Source organism: Asaia sp. A2, assembly GCF_057319415.1.
Genome location: NZ_JBXWTO010000003.1, coordinates 180,015 through 196,942, shown reverse-complemented (window position 1 = coordinate 196,942; position 16,928 = coordinate 180,015). Strand labels below are relative to the sequence as shown.

Here is a 16,928-nt window from a genome sequence, read left to right as displayed (position 1 = left end):
AATTTGGCAGGAAGTGCAGCAAAGCCTCTTGCTGTGCGGCTGCAATAAACCATTTAAACAGGCATGACACCTGCGATTCACAACCAACTCCTTACGCTCGACTCCCACATCGATATTCCGTGGCCCGACCGGGGCGATTTCGCCACCGGGTCACCAGATCGTCAGGTCGATCTCCCGAAGCTGCGTGAGGGCGGTCTCAAGGCTGTCTGTCTGGCCGCCTACATCCCCCAGACTGTGCTTGCGCCGGCAGAGCGGCAGGCTGCCTGGGAGCGGGCCCAGGCCATGCTCAATGTGATCAACGGTCTTTCGGGACCCGGCGTTGCAGTTTGTCGGACGGCAGCAGCTATCAAGGACGCTGTCTCAATGGGCAACGTCGCCATCGTGCCCGCAGTAGAGAACGGTCATGCGCTGGGTGGTGACCTCTCCCGCATCACTGCGTTGGCGGCACTGGGCGTGCGGTATATGACGCTTACCCATAACGGACATAACGATCTGGCGGATGCTGCCATCCCCCTGCCGGCTTTGGGAAATGACGAGAGCCTTCATCAGGGGCTTTCCCCCCTTGGACGTGAAGCGATTGCGTTGATGAATACATATGGGATCGTGGTGGATGTCTCCCATGCGGCCAAGACGACCATGATGCAGGCGACCGAAGTTTCGGCTCTGCCGATCGTGGCGAGCCATTCCTGTGCCCGTGCCCTGTGCGACCATCCGCGCAATCTGGATGATGAGCAGCTTTTGCGGCTGCGTGATACGGGTGGTGTAATCCAGATCACGGCCATGTCCTCGTTTCTGGTTCCCGCTGCCACCGGCAAGGCGGATGTTGCCGATCTTGCGCGTCATGTGCGCTATGTTGCGGATCTGATTGGCGTCGACCATGTCGGCGTATCCTCCGATTTCGATGGCGGCGGACGCATCCAGGGATGGGCCGATGCAGGCCAATCCCCGGCGGTAACCGAGGCGCTGGTCGAACAGGGGTTCAGCGAAGCCGAACTGGCGAAGATATGGGGCGGCAATTTCCTGCGCGTTCTCGCGCAAGCCGAACAGGTCTGAAGGCAACTTCGAACAAAACAGGATCGTTCTAGCCGAAGCAGCCCGGAAATTTGTCCACTTTCAGGGCAGTTCCGGGATTGACTCCCTGTATTTCCAACGTCTTGGCGCTGTTTCTTCGATCCGGATAGGCAAAATTGTTGATTTTCAACATCTTAGCATTAAATGCCCAAAATTTAGGCAAAGCGTCGCAAAGCGCGCCAAACTGCGCCCGTCATCAAATTGTCACGCGATGCCCCACAGACTTATCCACATGTTCCGTGGATGAACTTGTGTTCAGCCTGGGCAATGGTGTCCTGTCATGAAGATCACGCAAACTGACCCCTCTGTTCGTGATGATCAGGCCGTTGATACCGCTGAACCGCCTACCCGCAAGGAGGGCGCAGAGGCCATACGAGAAGCACTGAAAACCATTCCGTTCACGCCCGGCGTCTATCGCATGCTGGGAGAGAAGGGGGAGGTACTGTATGTTGGCAAGGCGCTGAGCCTCAAAAAGCGCGTGTCGTCCTATCTCCGGCTCAACCAGTTGCCGGAGCGGTTACGTCGCATGGTGAGCCTTACGCGATCCATGGAGATCGTGACGACGCGCACCGAGGCCGAAGCGCTCCTTCTTGAGGCCAACTACATCAAGAAGATGAAGCCACGCTTCAACATTCTTCTGCGTGATGACAAATCCTACCCCTGGATCATGCTGACCGAAGGGCATGAGTTTCCGCAGATTACCAAGCAGCGTGGCCGCCCGGTCAAGAATGCCACCTATTGGGGGCCGTTTGCCTCGGCCTGGGCTGTCAATCAGACGCTGAACCTGATCCAGCGCAGTTTTCTGCTGCGTTCCTGCAGCGATGCCGTTTTGTCGTCACGCACGCGACCTTGCCTGCTGTTCCAGATCCGTCGGTGTTCCGCACCCTGCGTAGAAAGGGTGACACCGGGGCAATATGCCGAGTTGGTGGATGAGACGAAACAGTTCCTCTCAGGCAAGAGCACGGATGTGCACAAAACGCTTGTCGAGGAGATGGAAAGAGCCTCTGAAGCGCTCGAATTTGAGCGTGCAGCGGCCATACGTGATCGTATCCGTGGGTTCTCCAGCATGCAGGAATCGGGGATCATCAACCCGGCCTCGATAGGCGATGCCGATATCATTGCGCTCTGGCAGGAGGCAGGACGGACCTGTATCCAGGTCTTCTTCATCCGTAATTCCCGTAACAACGGAAACCGGGCTTTTTTCCCTGATCATGCGGAGGAGGAGAGTGCGGCAGATATTCTCGCAGCCTTCCTGCTGCAGTTCTATGACGACAAACCGCCACCACCCCAGATCCTCCTTAACAGGGACCCTGCGGAGCTCGACCTTGTTTCGGAGGCGCTGAGTCTCAAGCGCGGGCGCAAGGTAGAATTGCTGCAGCCACAGCGTGGCGAGAGGCGCGACGTGGTTCGTCACGCCGAAACCAATGCCCGCGAAGCACTCGAGCGGCGACTGGCAGAGAGCGCTGGTGTCAGCAAGCTGCTCAACGGTGTGGCAAACGTCTTCGGGCTGGCAGAGCCGCCGAAGCGGATCGAGACCTATGATAACTCCCACATCATGGGGCAGCACGCTTACGGTGTTATGGTCGTGGGCGGGCCGGAAGGATTCGTCAAGCGCGCCTACCGCAAGTTTGCGATTAAGGGGCCCGTCACGCCAGGTGACGATTTTGGCATGATGCGAGAGGTGATGGAGCGTCGCTTCGGCCGTCGTGATCCTGAATCACCGGAGGGACGTCTCGAAGATTGGCCCGATCTCCTGCTGATTGATGGCGGGCTAGGCCAGTTCAACGCTGTCAGGGCCGTTCTGGAAGATCTGAATTTGCGGGATATTCCTATCGTGGCCATAGCCAAAGGGCCGGACCGCGATGCGGGGCGTGAGTGGTTCTTTCAGGAGGGGCGCACGCCATTCCAGTTGCCGCCGAATGACCCGGTTCTCTATTATCTCCAGCGTCTGCGCGACGAGGCGCACCGCTTTGCTATCACAACGCACAGGGCAGGGCGCAGCAAGGCTATCAAGGTCTCTGAGCTTGATAGCGTGCCGGGTATCGGTGCCGTACGTAAACGTGCCCTTCTGACGCGGTTCGGCTCGGTGCGTGGCGTCCGTAGCGCCAGTCTGGAAGAGCTCGTGTCGGTATCGGGAATCAATTCAGAGACTGCCCGAACAATTTACGAGTTTTTTCACCCTCAATGATGCGCGAGAAGCTATGAAGAACCACCATGAGCGTCCTATCATGGTGTGCAATTTCATCTCCATGTGTTTTCTGACTTGAAGGCAGCTCCGGGAAAGATTCATGCTGACAGATCTGCCCAATATCCTGACACTGCTGCGTATCGCGTCGATCCCGGTGCTGATCGCTCTGATTGCATTTAACAACGCCTGGACGGACGGGATTGCCTGCGTGCTGTATGTAGCGGCGTGCATTACCGACTATCTGGACGGGATGCTGGCGCGTCGCTGGAAACAGGGGTCGGAACTGGGGCGCATGATGGACCCGATTGCTGACAAGCTGCTTGTAGGCGCTCTGCTGCTCGCTCTGGCGGGATATGGTAGGTTGGAAGACGGCGCCCTGTTTGCGGCGATCATCATTCTTGTGCGCGAGATCATGGTAAGTGGCCTGCGAGAGTTCATGGCGAGCCAACGCGCGACATTGCCCTCCACACGGCTTGCCAAATGGAAAACTGGCATCCAGATGGTTGCCATTGGTTGCCTTCTTGCAGGCGATGCGATGCCCAGGATGATCGGGCTGGGTATGATCTCTTTTACCCAGGTTGGGGCAATCATGCTCTGGATATCCGTTGTGCCCACCGTACTGAGTGGTTGGGGCTATCTCGTTACGGGCCTGGCAAGAATGCTGGGGACCAACACGAACCAGTCATCTGCCAAGGTTACGCACTAGTATTGCGCGCTATACATGTTCTGTATCTGGTGTTGTGAGAAGGACCGTCTTAAAAGAGCCCCGTACACACCCCTGGAGTAGATGATGAGAAAGGCCGCTCTTTTAGCGATTTCTGTTTTGTTGAGTGGCTGTTCGGGGCTCGGAAAATCGCTGCACGATACAGCGACCCTTCCGGGAGCCAATCCCAACATGCCGGAAGGCCTCTCAGAGAACATGGAAAAGGTTCGTGGTCATGCCTATGCAGCCACGCCGCTGGAGCCTGAGGGCGGTGATATCTGGCCGGGCGCACCTCAGCCACTTCCAACCTTGCGTGATGTCATGGCATCGCCAAACGGTTTGCGTGATGCTCTTGCGGATACCAATAGTTATTTCGGGTCCATGACCAAAAGTCATGGTGCCAGTAATGACAGCAGTATCCAGTTGAATGACGGTGGTACAATCGCAATAGGTGAGCATGATGGCATCGTGAATGGAGTGCACCAACCTGCACGACCCTCACTTTCCTCCGCTGTTGAAGATAATGCACATAAATATCTTGCCCCCACCCATAACGGCACGATCGTGATCCCAAATGGTGATGGGACAAATACACTCATCGCGCCGGACGGGACAGTGCGGGTAGTCAAGGAGAAAGCAGCCCGCTGACTAGGGGGAGGCGTTACACCGTCCCCTTATTGTCTAGTCCACGCTTGCAGTGATCTGCGGCGACATTCAGTGTGGTGAAGCCTCGCGGGCACGGGAGAGCAGGGCTGTTTCCGGTCATGAGTAGTCGAGCGCGGAATTGCTTATTCTCAACTGGGTAGGCCGGTACCGCTGACTTGATTCCAGTTGGTTGCATTCATCAGATCCCTGACGATACGTGCACTCTCCGTGCGCAGAGGAGGGCTTACGCGCGGCATTCGATGACGGGCTATCCGCCACTCATGCGCCTGGCCAGCCAGTTGGGTCCAACCCGGCTCACTCTTGATGGGTAATGCATCCCATTTGAACTCCAGGCCAATAAGCACAGCTTGGCACTTGCAATCACGGAAGAAGCGCAAGTTTCGTTTGGCCACAAGGCTCCCTGCTAGAAGACGAATAAAGGAACGGCAGAGAGTGACCTTTTCAGCTCTCATGCGCCACAGGAGGCACTAGAACCGGGGACTCGCCAAGATGCGGAGCAATGGCCCCGCGAAGGGGCCGGTCGTGTGTGTCGTCGTCTCGCAGCTGTGAGTAAGGGAGGATCAGAAGCAGAGCGCATGATCCTCCATCTTACGCCGTCCTGTGGTCGTCTATTCCTGGTTCAGGCATATTGTCTGTAAAGACCGATCAGGACGCCCTGTATTGCCACTCGGCTGCGCGGGAGGATTTGCGTTTCATAGGCTGCATTGGCTGGCTCCAGCGCAATGGATTGCCCTTTCTGACGCAGGCGCTTTAGAGTGACCTCCTGACCGTCCACCAGTGCAACGACGATCTTGCCGTTCTCGGATGTCTCGGCCTGTCGAATAATCACAGTATCGCCGTCAAGGATGCCGGCATCAACCATTGAATCGCCAGAGACTTCGAGAGCGTAATGTTCTCCGTTTGTGAGTTGCGCTGCCGGAATGTCAATCTGCTCGCCCTGATCCCGAAACGCTTCAATGGGAAGGCCTGCGGCGATACGGCCATAGAGCGGTACGCCGACCACCGGGCTTCGCGCGTCAGTCAGGGCCGAAACAGCTGTTTTGTCCTGACTATGCGCAAGGTGTGGATAGCTTGTATCTTCCTGTTTAACCGTTGCGACGGGGATGGGCTGGGTCTCGATGACTGGCATACGCAGAATTTCCAGGGCGCGGGCACGATGATGATGGCGTCGCAAGAAGCCACGTTCCTCCAGCGCTGAGATCAGGCGATGAATGCCCGATTTGGATCGCAGCTCCAGCGCCTCCTTCATTTCATCGAATGATGGTGAAAATCCTGTCCGCTTGAGATAGCCGTCAATATAAAGCAGGAGCTGGTGTTGCTTGCGTGTCAGCATGGGGTCCCTCTCTCCGTGGCGGGGGCGGTGCTCGACCGTAACTGCCCGGAATCACTATGTTCTTATTAAGTTCTCGGTTCGATCTCTTCAAGATATTTTCCCCGGAACATCAAAAATTATCCACCGTTCGAGCGGAAACACTTGACCCGCAGGCGTAATAGAAGCATTTATGCGCCCAGCTTGAAAACGCTGCCGTTCATGTCGCGCGCAGCGACAGATCAGTTTGCGAGGACCCAATGGCCAAGACCAACGTCATCCAGATCCGTCTCGTTTCGACCGCGGATACCGGATATTTCTACGTCACCAAGAAGAACGCCCGCTCGGCGACCGGCAAGATGGAAGTGCGCAAGTACGACCCCGTCGTTCGCAAGCACGTTGCATTCCGCGAAGCCAAGATCAAGTAAGATCGGCTTACGCTGACGAAAAAGAAAAGCGGCTTTCGAGCCGCTTTTTTTGTGTCTGCTCGCTGTTGATCGGCGAGGCTGAGGTACAGACTTTGTGTAGGACCGTAACCCGCCCGGTTGGTGTCTGTCCGTCTTGATGACCGGCCTAATAGTGTAACGAAGTTGGCAGGCGACGTCTCACGGACATGGTTGTCGAGCCATATCCGTCATGGAGATCATGAGGGGGAGTGCAGGTTGGCTGATAAGGCCGCGGTACCCAATCTGGGTGCACAGGTGCTCGTAGAGCCAAGATGTGTCGTCAGAGTTACCCGGAAGTGCGATGCCACCGCGGCACGAGAGCTGGTACTCTATAAAGCCTGCGCCATCCGGCTCTGCCGACAGGGACGGTCGGGAAGGAAGAGGCCCGGACCTTAGAACTATCAATAGAGCTTTTCGTGCGGGCCATACGGGATGACCGTATCGCCATTACGCGCCAGATTGAGCATCGCCCGTGAGCGCTCGTCAAGCATATCAGCGTCTAGGGCGCGTTCGTTCAGGCTGCCGATCCGGCGCTTCCAGACGGCCTGTTCAGCGTCCGCATCTTTTTGGGCCTGAAGCGCCTGATCCATCAGCTTGAGTTGCTGATGATAAGCCTTGAGCCCATGGTCGCCCTGCAGCGCGTTCCAGCCGAAATAGGCTGTAAGCCCGAGAAACAGTGCGGGAGGGACGACGGCGCGTACAAAACGACGGATAGCACGAACGATCTGCACGGGAACTCCATCAATCCAGGCACAAGCAGCTTGGGCAAGACTAGCCTCAGCTTGCCGTCGCTGACAATCGTGTAAACGCAATGAGGGAGAGAATGGCTCTCTCCCTCATGCTTGCGTAGTGCAAAAAGGTTCAGGCGCGCGGAAGGATCGAGCGGCCTGCGTAACGGGCGGCAGTCGCCAGCTCGTTTTCAATGCGGATCAGCTGATTGTACTTTGCCGTACGATCGGAGCGCGACAGCGAGCCCGTCTTGATCTGACCGCAATTGGTTGCCACGGCGAGATCAGCGATGATCGAATCTTCGGTCTCGCCCGAACGATGGCTCATGACGCATTTGTAGCCGGCGCGATGCGCGGTTTCCATGGCGCGGAGCGTTTCGGTCAGTGTGCCGATCTGGTTGACCTTCACCAGCAGCGCATTAGCCGTGTTGCTTTCGATGCCACGCACCAGACGCTCGGTGTTGGTTACGAACAGGTCGTCCCCGACGAGCTGCAGCTTGTGGCCAAGCTTTGCGGTCAGTTCTGCCCAGCCTTCCCAGTCGTCCTCTGCAAGGCCGTCTTCGATCGAAACGATCGGGTAGCGTGCGGCGAGATCGGCCAGATAGTCGATCATGCCCGAGGAGTCGAGGTCGCGGCCTTCGCCGTCCATCTTGTAGCGGCCATCGCGATAGAATTCGGTGGCGGCACAATCGAGTGCGAAGGTTACGTCCTCACCAAGGCGGTAACCAGCACCTTCGACCGACTTGGAGATGAAGCCAAGCGCTTCGTCTGCCGACTTCAGACCCGGAGCAAAGCCGCCTTCGTCACCCACATTGGTGTTGTGGCCAGCTGCATGCAGGTTCTTCTTCAGGTGAGCGAAGATTTCGGAACCCATACGCACGGCGTCCATGATCGTCGGTGCGCCGACCGGCTGGATCATGAATTCCTGGATGTCGATGGGGTTATCGGCATGCTGGCCACCATTGACGATGTTCATCATCGGCACGGGCAGGGTGTGCGCGAAAACGCCACCGACATAACGATAAAGCGGGATATCCAGCTCAAGCGCGGTTGCCTTGGCGGTCGCCAGCGAGACGGCGAGGATCGAGTTGGCACCCAGACGCGCCTTGTTCGGCGTGCCGTCCAGCTCGATCATGGCTTCGTCGATGGCGATCTGATCGGACGATTCGGCACCTTGCAGGGCGTCAAGGATCTCGCCTTCAGCGAAGGCGGCAGCCTTGAGAACGCCCTTGCCACCATAACGCGACTTGTCGCCGTCACGCAGCTCAACGGCCTCATGGGCACCGGTGGAGGCGCCGGACGGGACAGCAGCGCGGCCCTTGGCACCCGAAGACAGTTCAACCTCGACTTCTACAGTCGGATTGCCACGGCTATCCAGAATCTCGCGAGCAATGATATCAATAATGGCGCTCATTTGGGGGCTCCCTGTTTGAACGTTCGAACTTCGGGCATCACAAGGCGTCGAGACACCGGCGCTGTCAACTGGCGTTATGTGAAATGAGGATGGATATTCCGTGAGACCCCTGTCACCGCTTGTCATTTTCCTTGGTATCGCCGGTCTGGTGCCATTTATCACCCTCGCCATGGCGGCCTTGTTCTGGGGTAGTCTGGGGCCAGTCACTCATATTGGCGTGGCGATGCTGGCCTATGGCGGCTGCATCCTGTCGTTCCTGGGGGCGGTTCACTGGGGGCTGGCGCTTGAGCAGCCTGCCATCATGCCGGCACAGGGCATGGGAGCGATCAACCGACGCAGGCTGTTCCTCGGCGTCATGCCGTCACTCTGGAGCTGGATCGCCATCTATGCTGGCGTCGTCTGGGCACCGCGCGGCGGTATTTTGATGGAGATGATCGGTTTTGTTCTGGTGTTGATGGCCGAGCGCGCTGCCTATCGCAAGGGCGCCCTGCCTGCCGGATACTTCCCGTTCCGCGCCTTGCTGACGGCTGTTGTGGTGCTTTGCCTGGCTGCCTGCCTCAGCGCACCGCTCCAGCCTTACACGATCTGAAAGACAGGCTCGCAGATCACGGGGAAATTCACCGAGCGGGCAATGAAGCAATGGGCATGAGCCTGATCGTGCAGGCTTTGTGCCTGCTCGACCGAACTTCCGCTTGCAAGAGTGATGACGGGGCGCAGAACAGCGCTCTCGAATTCACCATCCCCCTGCGGGTTCTCCATCATCACGGCTTCGGCGGCGTCGCGATAGGCCGTAACGACAAGGCCGGCACCTGCGGCAAGGCCGAGATACCAGAGCTTGTGGCAGGCACTCAGCGAGGCGAGAAGCAGTTCACCGGGATTCCAGCCCGTCGGATCACCATGGAAGCTGGGATCTGCCGAGCCGTGAATTACGGGTTTGCCTTCGGCCGCAATATCATGGTTGCGGCTATAGACATGCCATGAACGTGTGCCGAGCCCGTGATTGCCGGTCCATTCGGTCTGAACCGAATAGACGTGTCGCTTAGAACCCATTGGACTTGGCAAGCCTGTCGAAAGCCTGGAGCGTTTTCAGAAGATCGCGCATCTCGGAAAGCGGCACCATGTTAGGGCCGTCGCTAGGCGCCTGGTCGGGGTCCTCATGCGTTTCAATAAACACGGCGGCAACACCGATAGCCACAGCGGCGCGGGCAAGGGGAGGCACGAATTCACGTTGCCCGCCTGATGCACCGCCAAGGCCGCCCGGCTGCTGCACAGAGTGGGTGGCATCGAAAACAACCGGATAGCCGGTCGAGGCCATGATCGGCAGACCGCGCATGTCGCTCACCAGCGTATTATAGCCAAAGCTCGTGCCGCGATCGCACAGCATGATCTTCTCATTGCCCGTGGACGCGATCTTGGCGGCAACGTTGGCCATGTCCCAGGGGGCGAGAAACTGCCCCTTCTTGACATTGATGGCCCGACCGGTCTCGCCAGCCGCGAGCAGCAGATCGGTCTGACGGCACAGAAAGGCAGGGATCTGCAGTACATCGACTGCTTCGGCAGCAGGCTTGCACTGCTCTGCACCATGCACGTCGGTCAGCACCGGACAGCCAAACTCCTCACGGATACCCGCCAGAATATCGAGCCCTTCGGCAAGGCCGATCCCTCTTTGCGCCTTGAGAGACGTGCGATTAGCTTTGTCGAACGAGCTCTTGTAGATCCAGCCGATGCCAAGATCGCCACAGATCTCGGCAAGACCCGCCGCCATGTCGCGCGCGTGGGCGCGGGATTCAATCTGGCAGGGGCCTGCAATCAGCGTGAAGGGCTGCTTGTTGCCCATGGTGAGCGAACCAAGGGTGATATCATTCATGCGAGGCGGGCCTTCTTGACGGCAGCCTCGATGAAGCCGGCAAAGAGCGGATGCGGGGCGAAAGGCTTGGACATGTATTCCGGGTGATACTGAACGCCCACGAACCACGGGTGATCCGGATATTCGACTACTTCCGGCAGGACATCATCGGGCGACATACCCGAAAACACGAGGCCTGTGGCTTCGAGCTGCTGACGATAGTGCACATTCACCTCGTAACGGTGACGATGCCGCTCACGCACTTCGGTCGTGCCATAGATTTCGGCAGCGCGTGAACCGGGCTTGAGCTTGGCCGGATAGGCGCCAAGGCGCATGGTGCCACCCATTTCGCCATGCTCACGGCGGCGCAGCATCTCGTTGCCACGTGCCCATTCGGTCATGAGACCGACCAGAGGCTCATCGGTCGGGCCGAATTCCGTCGAAGAGGCCTTGTCGAGACCGGCGAGGGAGCGCGCGCATTCGATAACGGCCATCTGCATACCAAAGCAGATACCAAGGAAAGGCACGCCGTTTTCGCGGGCATAGCGCACGGCCTCGATCTTGCCTTCAGAGCCACGCTCGCCAAATCCGCCCGGCACGAGAATGCCGTCAACCCGACCAAGTGCTGCGATCGATTCGGGATTTTTCTCGAACGTTTCTGATTCAACCCATTCGAGGCGGACCTTGACGCTATTGGCAATGCCACCATGCAGGAGCGCTTCGATGAGCGATTTGTAGCTATCGAGAAGTGCCGTGTACTTGCCAACCACGGCAATACGGACCTCGCCATCGGGATGACGCAGCGTTTCGACAATCTTGGTCCAGCGGCTCAGATCGGGCTCGCCATCCACAGGCAGACCGAAATAACGCAGCACCTCATTGTCCATGCCTTCCTTGTGGTAGGAAATCGGGCAGGCGTAGATGGTGTCGACGTCCAGAGCAGCAATCACGGCCTCGGGACGCACATTACAGAAGCTCGCGATCTTGCGACGCTCATTGGTCGGAATTTCGCGGTCCGAGCGGCAGATGAGCATCTGCGGCTGGATGCCGACATTTTGCAGTTCCTTGACCGAATGCTGGGTCGGCTTCGTTTTCAGCTCACCGGCTGCGGGAATGTAGGGCAGGAGGGTGAGGTGCACGCACATGGTGTGCGCCGGGCCCAGATCATTGCGCAGCTGACGGATCGATTCGAGGAACGGCAGGCTTTCAATGTCGCCCACAGTGCCGCCGATCTCGACCAGCACAAAATCATAGCCATCCGTGCCAGCCACGACGGCTTCCTTGATGGCGTCTGTGATATGGGGAATGACCTGCACGGTCGCGCCGAGATAATCGCCGCGGCGTTCGCGGGCAATCACTTCAGAGTAAATGCGTCCCGTCGTGGCGTTATCGGCCTTTCGGGCATGAACCCCGGTGAAACGCTCGTAATGGCCGAGGTCGAGATCGGTCTCGGCCCCGTCATCTGTTACGAACACTTCGCCATGCTGATAGGGGCTCATGGTCCCCGGATCCACATTGAGATAGGGGTCGAGCTTGCGCATGCGGACCTTGTAGCCGCGCGCCTGGAGGAGAGCCGCAAGAGCCGCAGAAGCGATGCCCTTGCCGAGAGAGGAAACCACGCCACCGGTGATGAATACGAACCGAGTCATGGAAGGCTCTCCTACACCGGATCGTGTTCCGAGGGAACGAGAAGAATGCCGCCCGAGGACCCGGGCGGAAGAAATTTTTCGTTCTGTTGCGTTACTGCTTCGCAGGAGCCGCCGGAGCGGGTGTTGTGGCGGGCGTCTGGGCGGTCGTGCCGGTGGCCGGTGCGGCGGGCGCCGTCGGGGCAGGGGGCTGCGCCAGAATGTCACTGCCTGCGTTCGTCGAGGCGCCGCGGTTCAGTACCGCGAGCAGAAGGCAAAGCACCATGAAAACGCCTGCGAGAACTGAAGTGGTGCGCGTAAGCAGATTGGCCGTGCCGCGTCCCGTCATGAACGATCCCATGCCCTGGCTGCTGCCAATGCCAAGACCACCGCCCTCGCTACGCTGGATAAGGATCACGCCGATCAGGGCGATAGTCACAAGGAAATTGAGAACGAGCAGCAGCGTGGTCATGTCCGGCTTTCATGTAAACGCGATATATATGCCGTCAGGACGCCGACGAGAGACCTGCCTTTGCAATGCCGAGAAAGGATTCGGCAGACAGGCTGGCTCCGCCGACGAGCACGCCTCCCACGCCGGAAACAGCGAGGATGGACGCGGCATCTTCGGGCTTGACTGAGCCGCCATACAGGACCCGAGGTGATTTGTCATCCGTTTCAAGATGACGGCGTAACACACCGTGAATTAGATTCATGCGGGATTCGATGTCACTTTCAGTCGCCGCCTTTCCGGTGCCGATGGCCCAGATCGGCTCATAAGCCACGATTCCATCAAAATTGCCTGGCAGACATTCGATGATCTGCTGTGTAAGCCAGGCCTCGGCCCCACCTTCTTCTTTCTGACTGCCAGTCTCCCCCACGCAGACGACAGGGCACAGGCCAAACTGGCGCGCTGTCATGGCCTTGCGTCTGACAAGATCGTTATCCTCGTGATGATGCTCCCGCCTTTCAGAGTGCCCCAGAATGACATGGGAGGCGCCCAGATCCGCCAGCATCGGTGCTGCAATGTCTCCCGTGAAGGCACCCTCCGGTTTCGCGTGGCAGTCCTGAGCTGCCAGGCCGATACCCTGGGCTGCAAGCAGCGGGGCAAGCAGGCCGGTCAGCGTGAACGGGGGAGCAAGTACGATGTCGCGTTCACGCACTACCGGTGCAATGGCTATGGCAATTTCAGTAGCGAGTTTTGTCCCCTGATCGCGCAGACCGTGCATCTTCCAATTGCCCATGATCATCTGGCGCATCGTTTATCCTTCAGTGATCCTGCGTTAATTGGCGAGAGACACCCCTGCTTAGCGGATGTTTTCAGGCCTGAGACAGAGGGCGAACGTCAATTGTCCATCATCTTATCGTCAGATGGATGACAAGCGTTGCATCGCACAAGTCCTGTTGCCTGCCTGCGCGGAAGGGCGCCGTCTGGTCAAGTGAAGCGTGGCAGACTATGGTCCTGCCAATCAATCCCTGGCGAATTGCGGATCCTGGACGCGTATGATTTCGACTTTGCGGCATCTTGTTGTCGATTCCTGGCTTGGGCGCATCATTGCGCTTCTCATTTTCCTGGCCTTCGTTGGCTGGGGCGTCGGCGATGTGGTCGGCAGCTATAACGGTGATCAGGCCAATATTGCCGTGAAGATCGGGACCCGACAGATAGGGGCCCAGGATCTTGCCAATGCCATTCAGAACGAAATGCCGCGTGTTGCGCAGCAGATGGGGCTGAGCAACCCGTCACAACTGACCCCGGCTGTGCGTGAGCAGGTCGCCCAGGGTGTGCTTCAGCGCATGCTGGCCCAGAACGAGGTTCTGGCCCTGGCGGACCGCAACGGCATGAAAGTGCCCGATGCCCTCGTTCGCAACGAGATCTTCGGCATGAGCGTGTTTCATGGAACGGACGGGCAGTTCGACCGCAAACTTTTCAACAGCAAGCTGAGCCAAATTCATATTACGGAGCGCGATCTTCTGGCGAAGGTGCGCGATGATATCGGTGCGCGTAACCTGCTCGAGGGTCTCGGCAATGGCATGAAGGTGCCGGGTTCGGTTCTTGATCAGCTTCTGTCCTATAATACGCTTGCGCATCAGGTGGACCTGCTGCGTCTCGACAGCGCCTCTGTCGCCGTGCCGGTTGCCCCTGAGGAGGCACAGCTTCGCCGCTTCTATGATTTGCATCCGTGGCTCTATCGTTCGGCAGAATATCGTCATGCCAAGCTTGTCCTGCTCTCGGCAGACACGATTGCCCGCACGCTCACCATTCCCGATGCTGATCTCAAGCGCTACTACGAGTTCGAAATCCAGAAATACGATGTGCCGGAAACGCGTAGTCTGGAGGTGTTGACGCTTCAGAACCGGGCGGCTGCCGAGTCCGTTCTGGCAGCCTGGAAAGCCAGTGGCGATTACGCGGCTCTTCAGAAGCAGAATCCGGCAGCAGCAGCGGTGGCCTTCCCCAATGCGCGCAAGGCCAATATTCCGAGCCCTGAATTGGCGAAGGCTGCCTTCGAGGCTCCTTCCGGCGTGATCGAAGGGCCGATCGAGAGTCCCGCAGGCTGGATTGTTTTCCGCGTCACGGCAATCAATGCACCACACAAGACCGATTTCGACCATGCGAAAGCCGATATCCGTGATGAAGTGGCCCGCTCGCAGGCCCCGCAAATCCTTGGTGGACGCGTGGCTTCGCTGCAAGATGCCATAGCAGGCAGTGCGGACCTCGAGCAGATACCGACCGATATCGGCGCCGTGCCGGCTCAGGGGTCGCTCGATGCCCAGGGCCTGACGAAAGATGGTGAGGTTGCGCCTCTGCCGGGGAGCGATGCCATCCGCAAGGCCATTACCGCGCGCATCTTCAGTCAGAATAAGGGCGAGAAGCCCTCGCTGGTCAACGGCCCTGACGGCAGCGCCTTCGCTGTGCTCGTGGACGAGATCGAGCCCGGCCATGTGAAGCCTTACGACATCGTGCGTGAGCAGGTGGGGCATGACTGGCTTCGCGAGCGTCAGATGCATATGGCAGATGAGCGTGCCACCACGCTCATGCAGGCGGCCCGCAAATCCGGTGGTCTTGACAAGGCTGTGGCAGGCACGACCGATGAGGCGCAGATGCAGAAGGATCTTATGATCTCGCGCATGCAGAATGGTAACCTGCCATCCGCCCTTCTTTCGCAGATCTTTTCGACCCCGGTCGGAAAGACCGGCATGATGGCCGATGGTGACGCGCTGTACGTGTTCACGGTCAAGGCGACCAAGCCCGCAAGCCCTGAGAGCACCAAGGCGCTTCGCGCCTCCATGCAGTCCCAGCTGCAGGACACAATGCGCGCTGATGTGCCGGTGGTGTTCGTCCATTCGCTGGAAGGGCAGATCAAACCAGTGCCGAACATGCCGGTGCTTCAGCAGGCGCTCAAGGCGGGAACCGGACAGGAATGACGACCGAATTTCTCACGCGTATCGAGGCCGCCGACCTTCTGACGCCGGTCGCGGCTTTCATGAAGCTTTCCTCGTTAGTGCCCGCTCAGGCGGGTGGGGGTGAGGGGCGTCCGTATCGTCTGCTGTTCGAAAGTGTCGAAGGCGGCGCCGCGCGTGGGCGATATTCGGTCATAGCCCTGTTGCCGGATCTCGTCTGGCGCTGTGCTCATGGTGTTGCCTCAATCAACACTGCGCCGCATGAAGCAGGGTCGGTATTTACCGAGATTGACGAGGCACCGCTGGTCTCCCTGCGTCGTCTCATCGATGAGAGCCGTGCCGTGTTGCCGGATTCACTGCCCACCATGATCGGGGGTATTTTCGGCTATCTGGGCTATGACATGGTCCGGCAGATGGAAACACTGCCCAACGCGCCGCAGGATGATCTTCATCTGCCCGATGGCGTGATGATGCGTCCCGGACTGTTCGCCGTGTTCGACTCGGTGCGGGACGAGCTGCACCTTGCCGTGCCCTTACGCGAGGGTGGGATGAGCCGCGAGGCAGGTCTGGACCTGCTTGAGCGTGCCAGCAGGGCGCTCATAGCAGCGCCTCTCGACACGGCGCCTGAGCTGCCGGAAGGCAGCGTTCTCGACGCCCCGGTTTCGACCATGACGGCAGATGCGTTCATGGACAAGGTGCGCAAGGCTCAGGATTATATTGCAGCGGGCGATGCGTTCCAGATCGTGCCGAGCCAGCGTTTCGAGGCGGCGTTTCCTCTGCCTGCATTGGCACTCTATCGTTCCTTGCGACGGGTCAATCCTGCGCCGTTCCTGTTCCTTGTCGAGATGGATGGCTTCTCGCTCGTCGGTTCATCTCCTGAAATTCTCGTGCGACTGCGCGACCAGGTTGTGACCGTGCGCCCTCTTGCCGGAACCCGACCGCGGGGCGCGGATCGTGAGGAAGATGAACGCCTCGAAGCCGAGTTGCTGGCCGATGCCAAGGAACGTGCAGAACATCTGATGCTCATCGATCTGGGGCGTAATGACGTGGGTCGTGTGGCACGCATGGGGTCGGTCACGGTGCCGTCGTCCTTCGTGGTCGAGCGCTATAGCCATGTCATGCATATCTCCTCCACCGTGCAGGGCTCGATTCGTCCCGAATGTGACGCACTGGATGCGCTGTCCGCCGCCTTCCCGGCGGGAACACTGACGGGTGCCCCCAAGATCCGCGCCATGGAAATCATCGACGAGCTGGAGGTAACCCGGCGTGGCCCTTATTCGGGCTGCATCGGCTATGTCGGCGTTGATGGCGATATGGATACCTGTATCGGCCTTCGCATGGCGATCCTGCACCAGGGGCGGATGTATGTGCAGGCCGGATGTGGTGTCGTGGCCGACAGCGACCCCGCCAGTGAGGAAATGGAAACGAGGCACAAGTCACGCGCCATTTTCCGTGCGGCGGAGCTGGCCGTGATTCAGGCCAGCGGGGGCGGTGGCTGACGGGCTGAACCGCCGGAAAGTCAGGCATTGTAACGGA

At 58.8% G+C, this 16,928-nt stretch carries 16 protein-coding genes; 8 read left to right on the top strand and 8 right to left on the bottom strand.

Annotated features, from left to right (window positions below; all coding sequences use genetic code 11):
• Positions 1-63: 63 nt before the first annotated feature.
• The 4 genes from ACWNRM_RS04295 to ACWNRM_RS04280 all read left to right on the top strand — a co-directional run bounded on the left by ACWNRM_RS04295 (position 64) and on the right by ACWNRM_RS04280 (position 4,610).
• On the top strand, positions 64-1,053 hold the full coding sequence (locus tag ACWNRM_RS04295; RefSeq protein WP_485169537.1) for a dipeptidase: 990 nt from the start codon (positions 64-66) through the stop codon (positions 1,051-1,053).
• Positions 1,054-1,351: 298 nt separating this feature from the next.
• On the top strand, positions 1,352-3,259 hold the full coding sequence (gene uvrC / locus ACWNRM_RS04290) for an excinuclease ABC subunit UvrC (protein WP_485169538.1): 1,908 nt from the start codon (positions 1,352-1,354) through the stop codon (positions 3,257-3,259).
• A 100-nt stretch (positions 3,260-3,359) separates the two neighbouring features.
• Positions 3,360-3,965 (top strand): CDP-diacylglycerol--glycerol-3-phosphate 3-phosphatidyltransferase, encoded by a 606-nt coding sequence (gene pgsA / locus ACWNRM_RS04285; protein ID WP_485169539.1) that lies wholly within the window; start codon positions 3,360-3,362, stop codon positions 3,963-3,965.
• 213 nt (positions 3,966-4,178) lie between these two features.
• Positions 4,179-4,610 (top strand): hypothetical protein, encoded by a 432-nt coding sequence (locus ACWNRM_RS04280; RefSeq protein ID WP_485169540.1) that lies wholly within the window; start codon positions 4,179-4,181, stop codon positions 4,608-4,610.
• A 637-nt stretch (positions 4,611-5,247) separates the two neighbouring features.
• Here the strand turns inward: ACWNRM_RS04280 and lexA are convergent.
• Positions 5,248-5,961, bottom strand: coding sequence for a transcriptional repressor LexA (gene lexA / locus ACWNRM_RS04275; protein ID WP_485169541.1), 714 nt, complete (start codon positions 5,959-5,961; stop codon positions 5,248-5,250).
• Between the two features lie 236 nt (positions 5,962-6,197).
• Between lexA and rpmG the strand changes: the two genes are divergently transcribed.
• Entirely contained in the window at positions 6,198-6,365 is a 168-nt protein-coding gene (gene rpmG, locus ACWNRM_RS04270; protein ID WP_023977387.1) for a 50S ribosomal protein L33, read from the top strand.
• 419 nt (positions 6,366-6,784) lie between these two features.
• On the opposite strand, the gene ACWNRM_RS04265 is transcribed toward rpmG, so the two are convergent.
• Both ACWNRM_RS04265 and eno read right to left on the bottom strand, forming a co-directional pair.
• A complete protein-coding gene (locus tag ACWNRM_RS04265) occupies positions 6,785-7,114 on the bottom strand; it encodes an FtsB family cell division protein (protein ID WP_485169542.1) in 330 nt (109 codons plus the stop codon).
• Positions 7,115-7,244: 130 nt separating this feature from the next.
• Complete coding sequence (gene eno, locus ACWNRM_RS04260) at positions 7,245-8,525, bottom strand: phosphopyruvate hydratase (RefSeq protein ID WP_023977385.1); 1,281 nt, start codon at positions 8,523-8,525, stop codon at positions 7,245-7,247.
• Positions 8,526-8,625: 100 nt separating this feature from the next.
• On the opposite strand from eno, the gene ACWNRM_RS04255 reads away from it, so the two are divergent.
• Entirely contained in the window at positions 8,626-9,114 is a 489-nt protein-coding gene (locus ACWNRM_RS04255) for a DUF3429 domain-containing protein (RefSeq protein WP_023977384.1), read from the top strand.
• Here ACWNRM_RS04255 and ACWNRM_RS04250 read toward each other — a convergent pair.
• The 5 genes from ACWNRM_RS04250 to tpiA all read right to left on the bottom strand — a co-directional run bounded on the left by ACWNRM_RS04250 (position 9,102) and on the right by tpiA (position 13,252).
• A complete protein-coding gene (locus ACWNRM_RS04250) occupies positions 9,102-9,575 on the bottom strand; it encodes an OsmC family protein (protein WP_122039365.1) in 474 nt (157 codons plus the stop codon). The two genes, ACWNRM_RS04255 and ACWNRM_RS04250, sit on opposite strands and share 13 nt — an antisense overlap.
• The gene (gene kdsA / locus ACWNRM_RS04245; protein WP_485169543.1) at positions 9,565-10,392 is read right to left on the bottom strand and encodes a 3-deoxy-8-phosphooctulonate synthase; all 828 of its coding nucleotides are present in this window, start codon (positions 10,390-10,392) and stop codon (positions 9,565-9,567) included. The genes ACWNRM_RS04250 and kdsA overlap by 11 nt, the downstream gene beginning before the upstream one ends.
• Positions 10,389-12,020, bottom strand: coding sequence for a CTP synthase (pyrG, locus tag ACWNRM_RS04240; RefSeq protein WP_122039366.1), 1,632 nt, complete (start codon positions 12,018-12,020; stop codon positions 10,389-10,391). The genes kdsA and pyrG overlap by 4 nt, the downstream gene beginning before the upstream one ends.
• A gap of 91 nt (positions 12,021-12,111) precedes the next feature.
• Complete coding sequence (gene secG, locus ACWNRM_RS04235; RefSeq protein WP_485169544.1) at positions 12,112-12,468, bottom strand: preprotein translocase subunit SecG; 357 nt, start codon at positions 12,466-12,468, stop codon at positions 12,112-12,114.
• 34 nt (positions 12,469-12,502) lie between these two features.
• Positions 12,503-13,252 (bottom strand): triose-phosphate isomerase, encoded by a 750-nt coding sequence (tpiA, locus tag ACWNRM_RS04230; protein WP_485169545.1) that lies wholly within the window; start codon positions 13,250-13,252, stop codon positions 12,503-12,505.
• Between the two features lie 244 nt (positions 13,253-13,496).
• On the opposite strand from tpiA, the gene ACWNRM_RS04225 reads away from it, so the two are divergent.
• Both ACWNRM_RS04225 and ACWNRM_RS04220 read left to right on the top strand, forming a co-directional pair.
• Positions 13,497-15,416, top strand: coding sequence for a peptidylprolyl isomerase (locus tag ACWNRM_RS04225; protein WP_485169546.1), 1,920 nt, complete (start codon positions 13,497-13,499; stop codon positions 15,414-15,416).
• Positions 15,413-16,891 carry an anthranilate synthase component I family protein gene (locus ACWNRM_RS04220; protein ID WP_485169547.1) on the top strand — a complete coding sequence of 493 codons (1,479 nt, stop codon included), beginning with the start codon at positions 15,413-15,415 and terminating at the stop codon, positions 16,889-16,891. Before ACWNRM_RS04225 ends, ACWNRM_RS04220 begins: the two co-directional genes overlap by 4 nt.
• Positions 16,892-16,928 lie beyond the last annotated feature (37 nt).

Excerpts from the sequence above, each read along its gene's own strand:
- ACWNRM_RS04295 (WP_485169537.1), top strand. The coding sequence starts at position 64 with ATGACACCTGCGATTCACAACCAACTCCTTACGCTCGACTCCCACATC.
- uvrC (WP_485169538.1), top strand. The coding sequence starts at position 1,352 with ATGAAGATCACGCAAACTGACCCCTCTGTTCGTGATGATCAGGCCGTT.
- pgsA (WP_485169539.1), top strand. The coding sequence starts at position 3,360 with ATGCTGACAGATCTGCCCAATATCCTGACACTGCTGCGTATCGCGTCG.
- ACWNRM_RS04280 (WP_485169540.1), top strand. The coding sequence starts at position 4,179 with ATGGAAAAGGTTCGTGGTCATGCCTATGCAGCCACGCCGCTGGAGCCT.
- lexA (WP_485169541.1), bottom strand. The coding sequence starts at position 5,961 with ATGCTGACACGCAAGCAACACCAGCTCCTGCTTTATATTGACGGCTAT.
- rpmG (WP_023977387.1), top strand. The coding sequence starts at position 6,198 with ATGGCCAAGACCAACGTCATCCAGATCCGTCTCGTTTCGACCGCGGAT.
- eno (WP_023977385.1), bottom strand. The coding sequence starts at position 8,525 with ATGAGCGCCATTATTGATATCATTGCTCGCGAGATTCTGGATAGCCGT.
- ACWNRM_RS04250 (WP_122039365.1), bottom strand. The coding sequence starts at position 9,575 with ATGGGTTCTAAGCGACACGTCTATTCGGTTCAGACCGAATGGACCGGC.
- kdsA (WP_485169543.1), bottom strand. The coding sequence starts at position 10,392 with ATGAATGATATCACCCTTGGTTCGCTCACCATGGGCAACAAGCAGCCC.
- pyrG (WP_122039366.1), bottom strand. The coding sequence starts at position 12,020 with ATGACTCGGTTCGTATTCATCACCGGTGGCGTGGTTTCCTCTCTCGGC.
- secG (WP_485169544.1), bottom strand. The coding sequence starts at position 12,468 with ATGACCACGCTGCTGCTCGTTCTCAATTTCCTTGTGACTATCGCCCTG.
- tpiA (WP_485169545.1), bottom strand. The coding sequence starts at position 13,252 with ATGCGCCAGATGATCATGGGCAATTGGAAGATGCACGGTCTGCGCGAT.
- ACWNRM_RS04225 (WP_485169546.1), top strand. The coding sequence starts at position 13,497 with ATGATTTCGACTTTGCGGCATCTTGTTGTCGATTCCTGGCTTGGGCGC.
- ACWNRM_RS04220 (WP_485169547.1), top strand. The coding sequence starts at position 15,413 with ATGACGACCGAATTTCTCACGCGTATCGAGGCCGCCGACCTTCTGACG.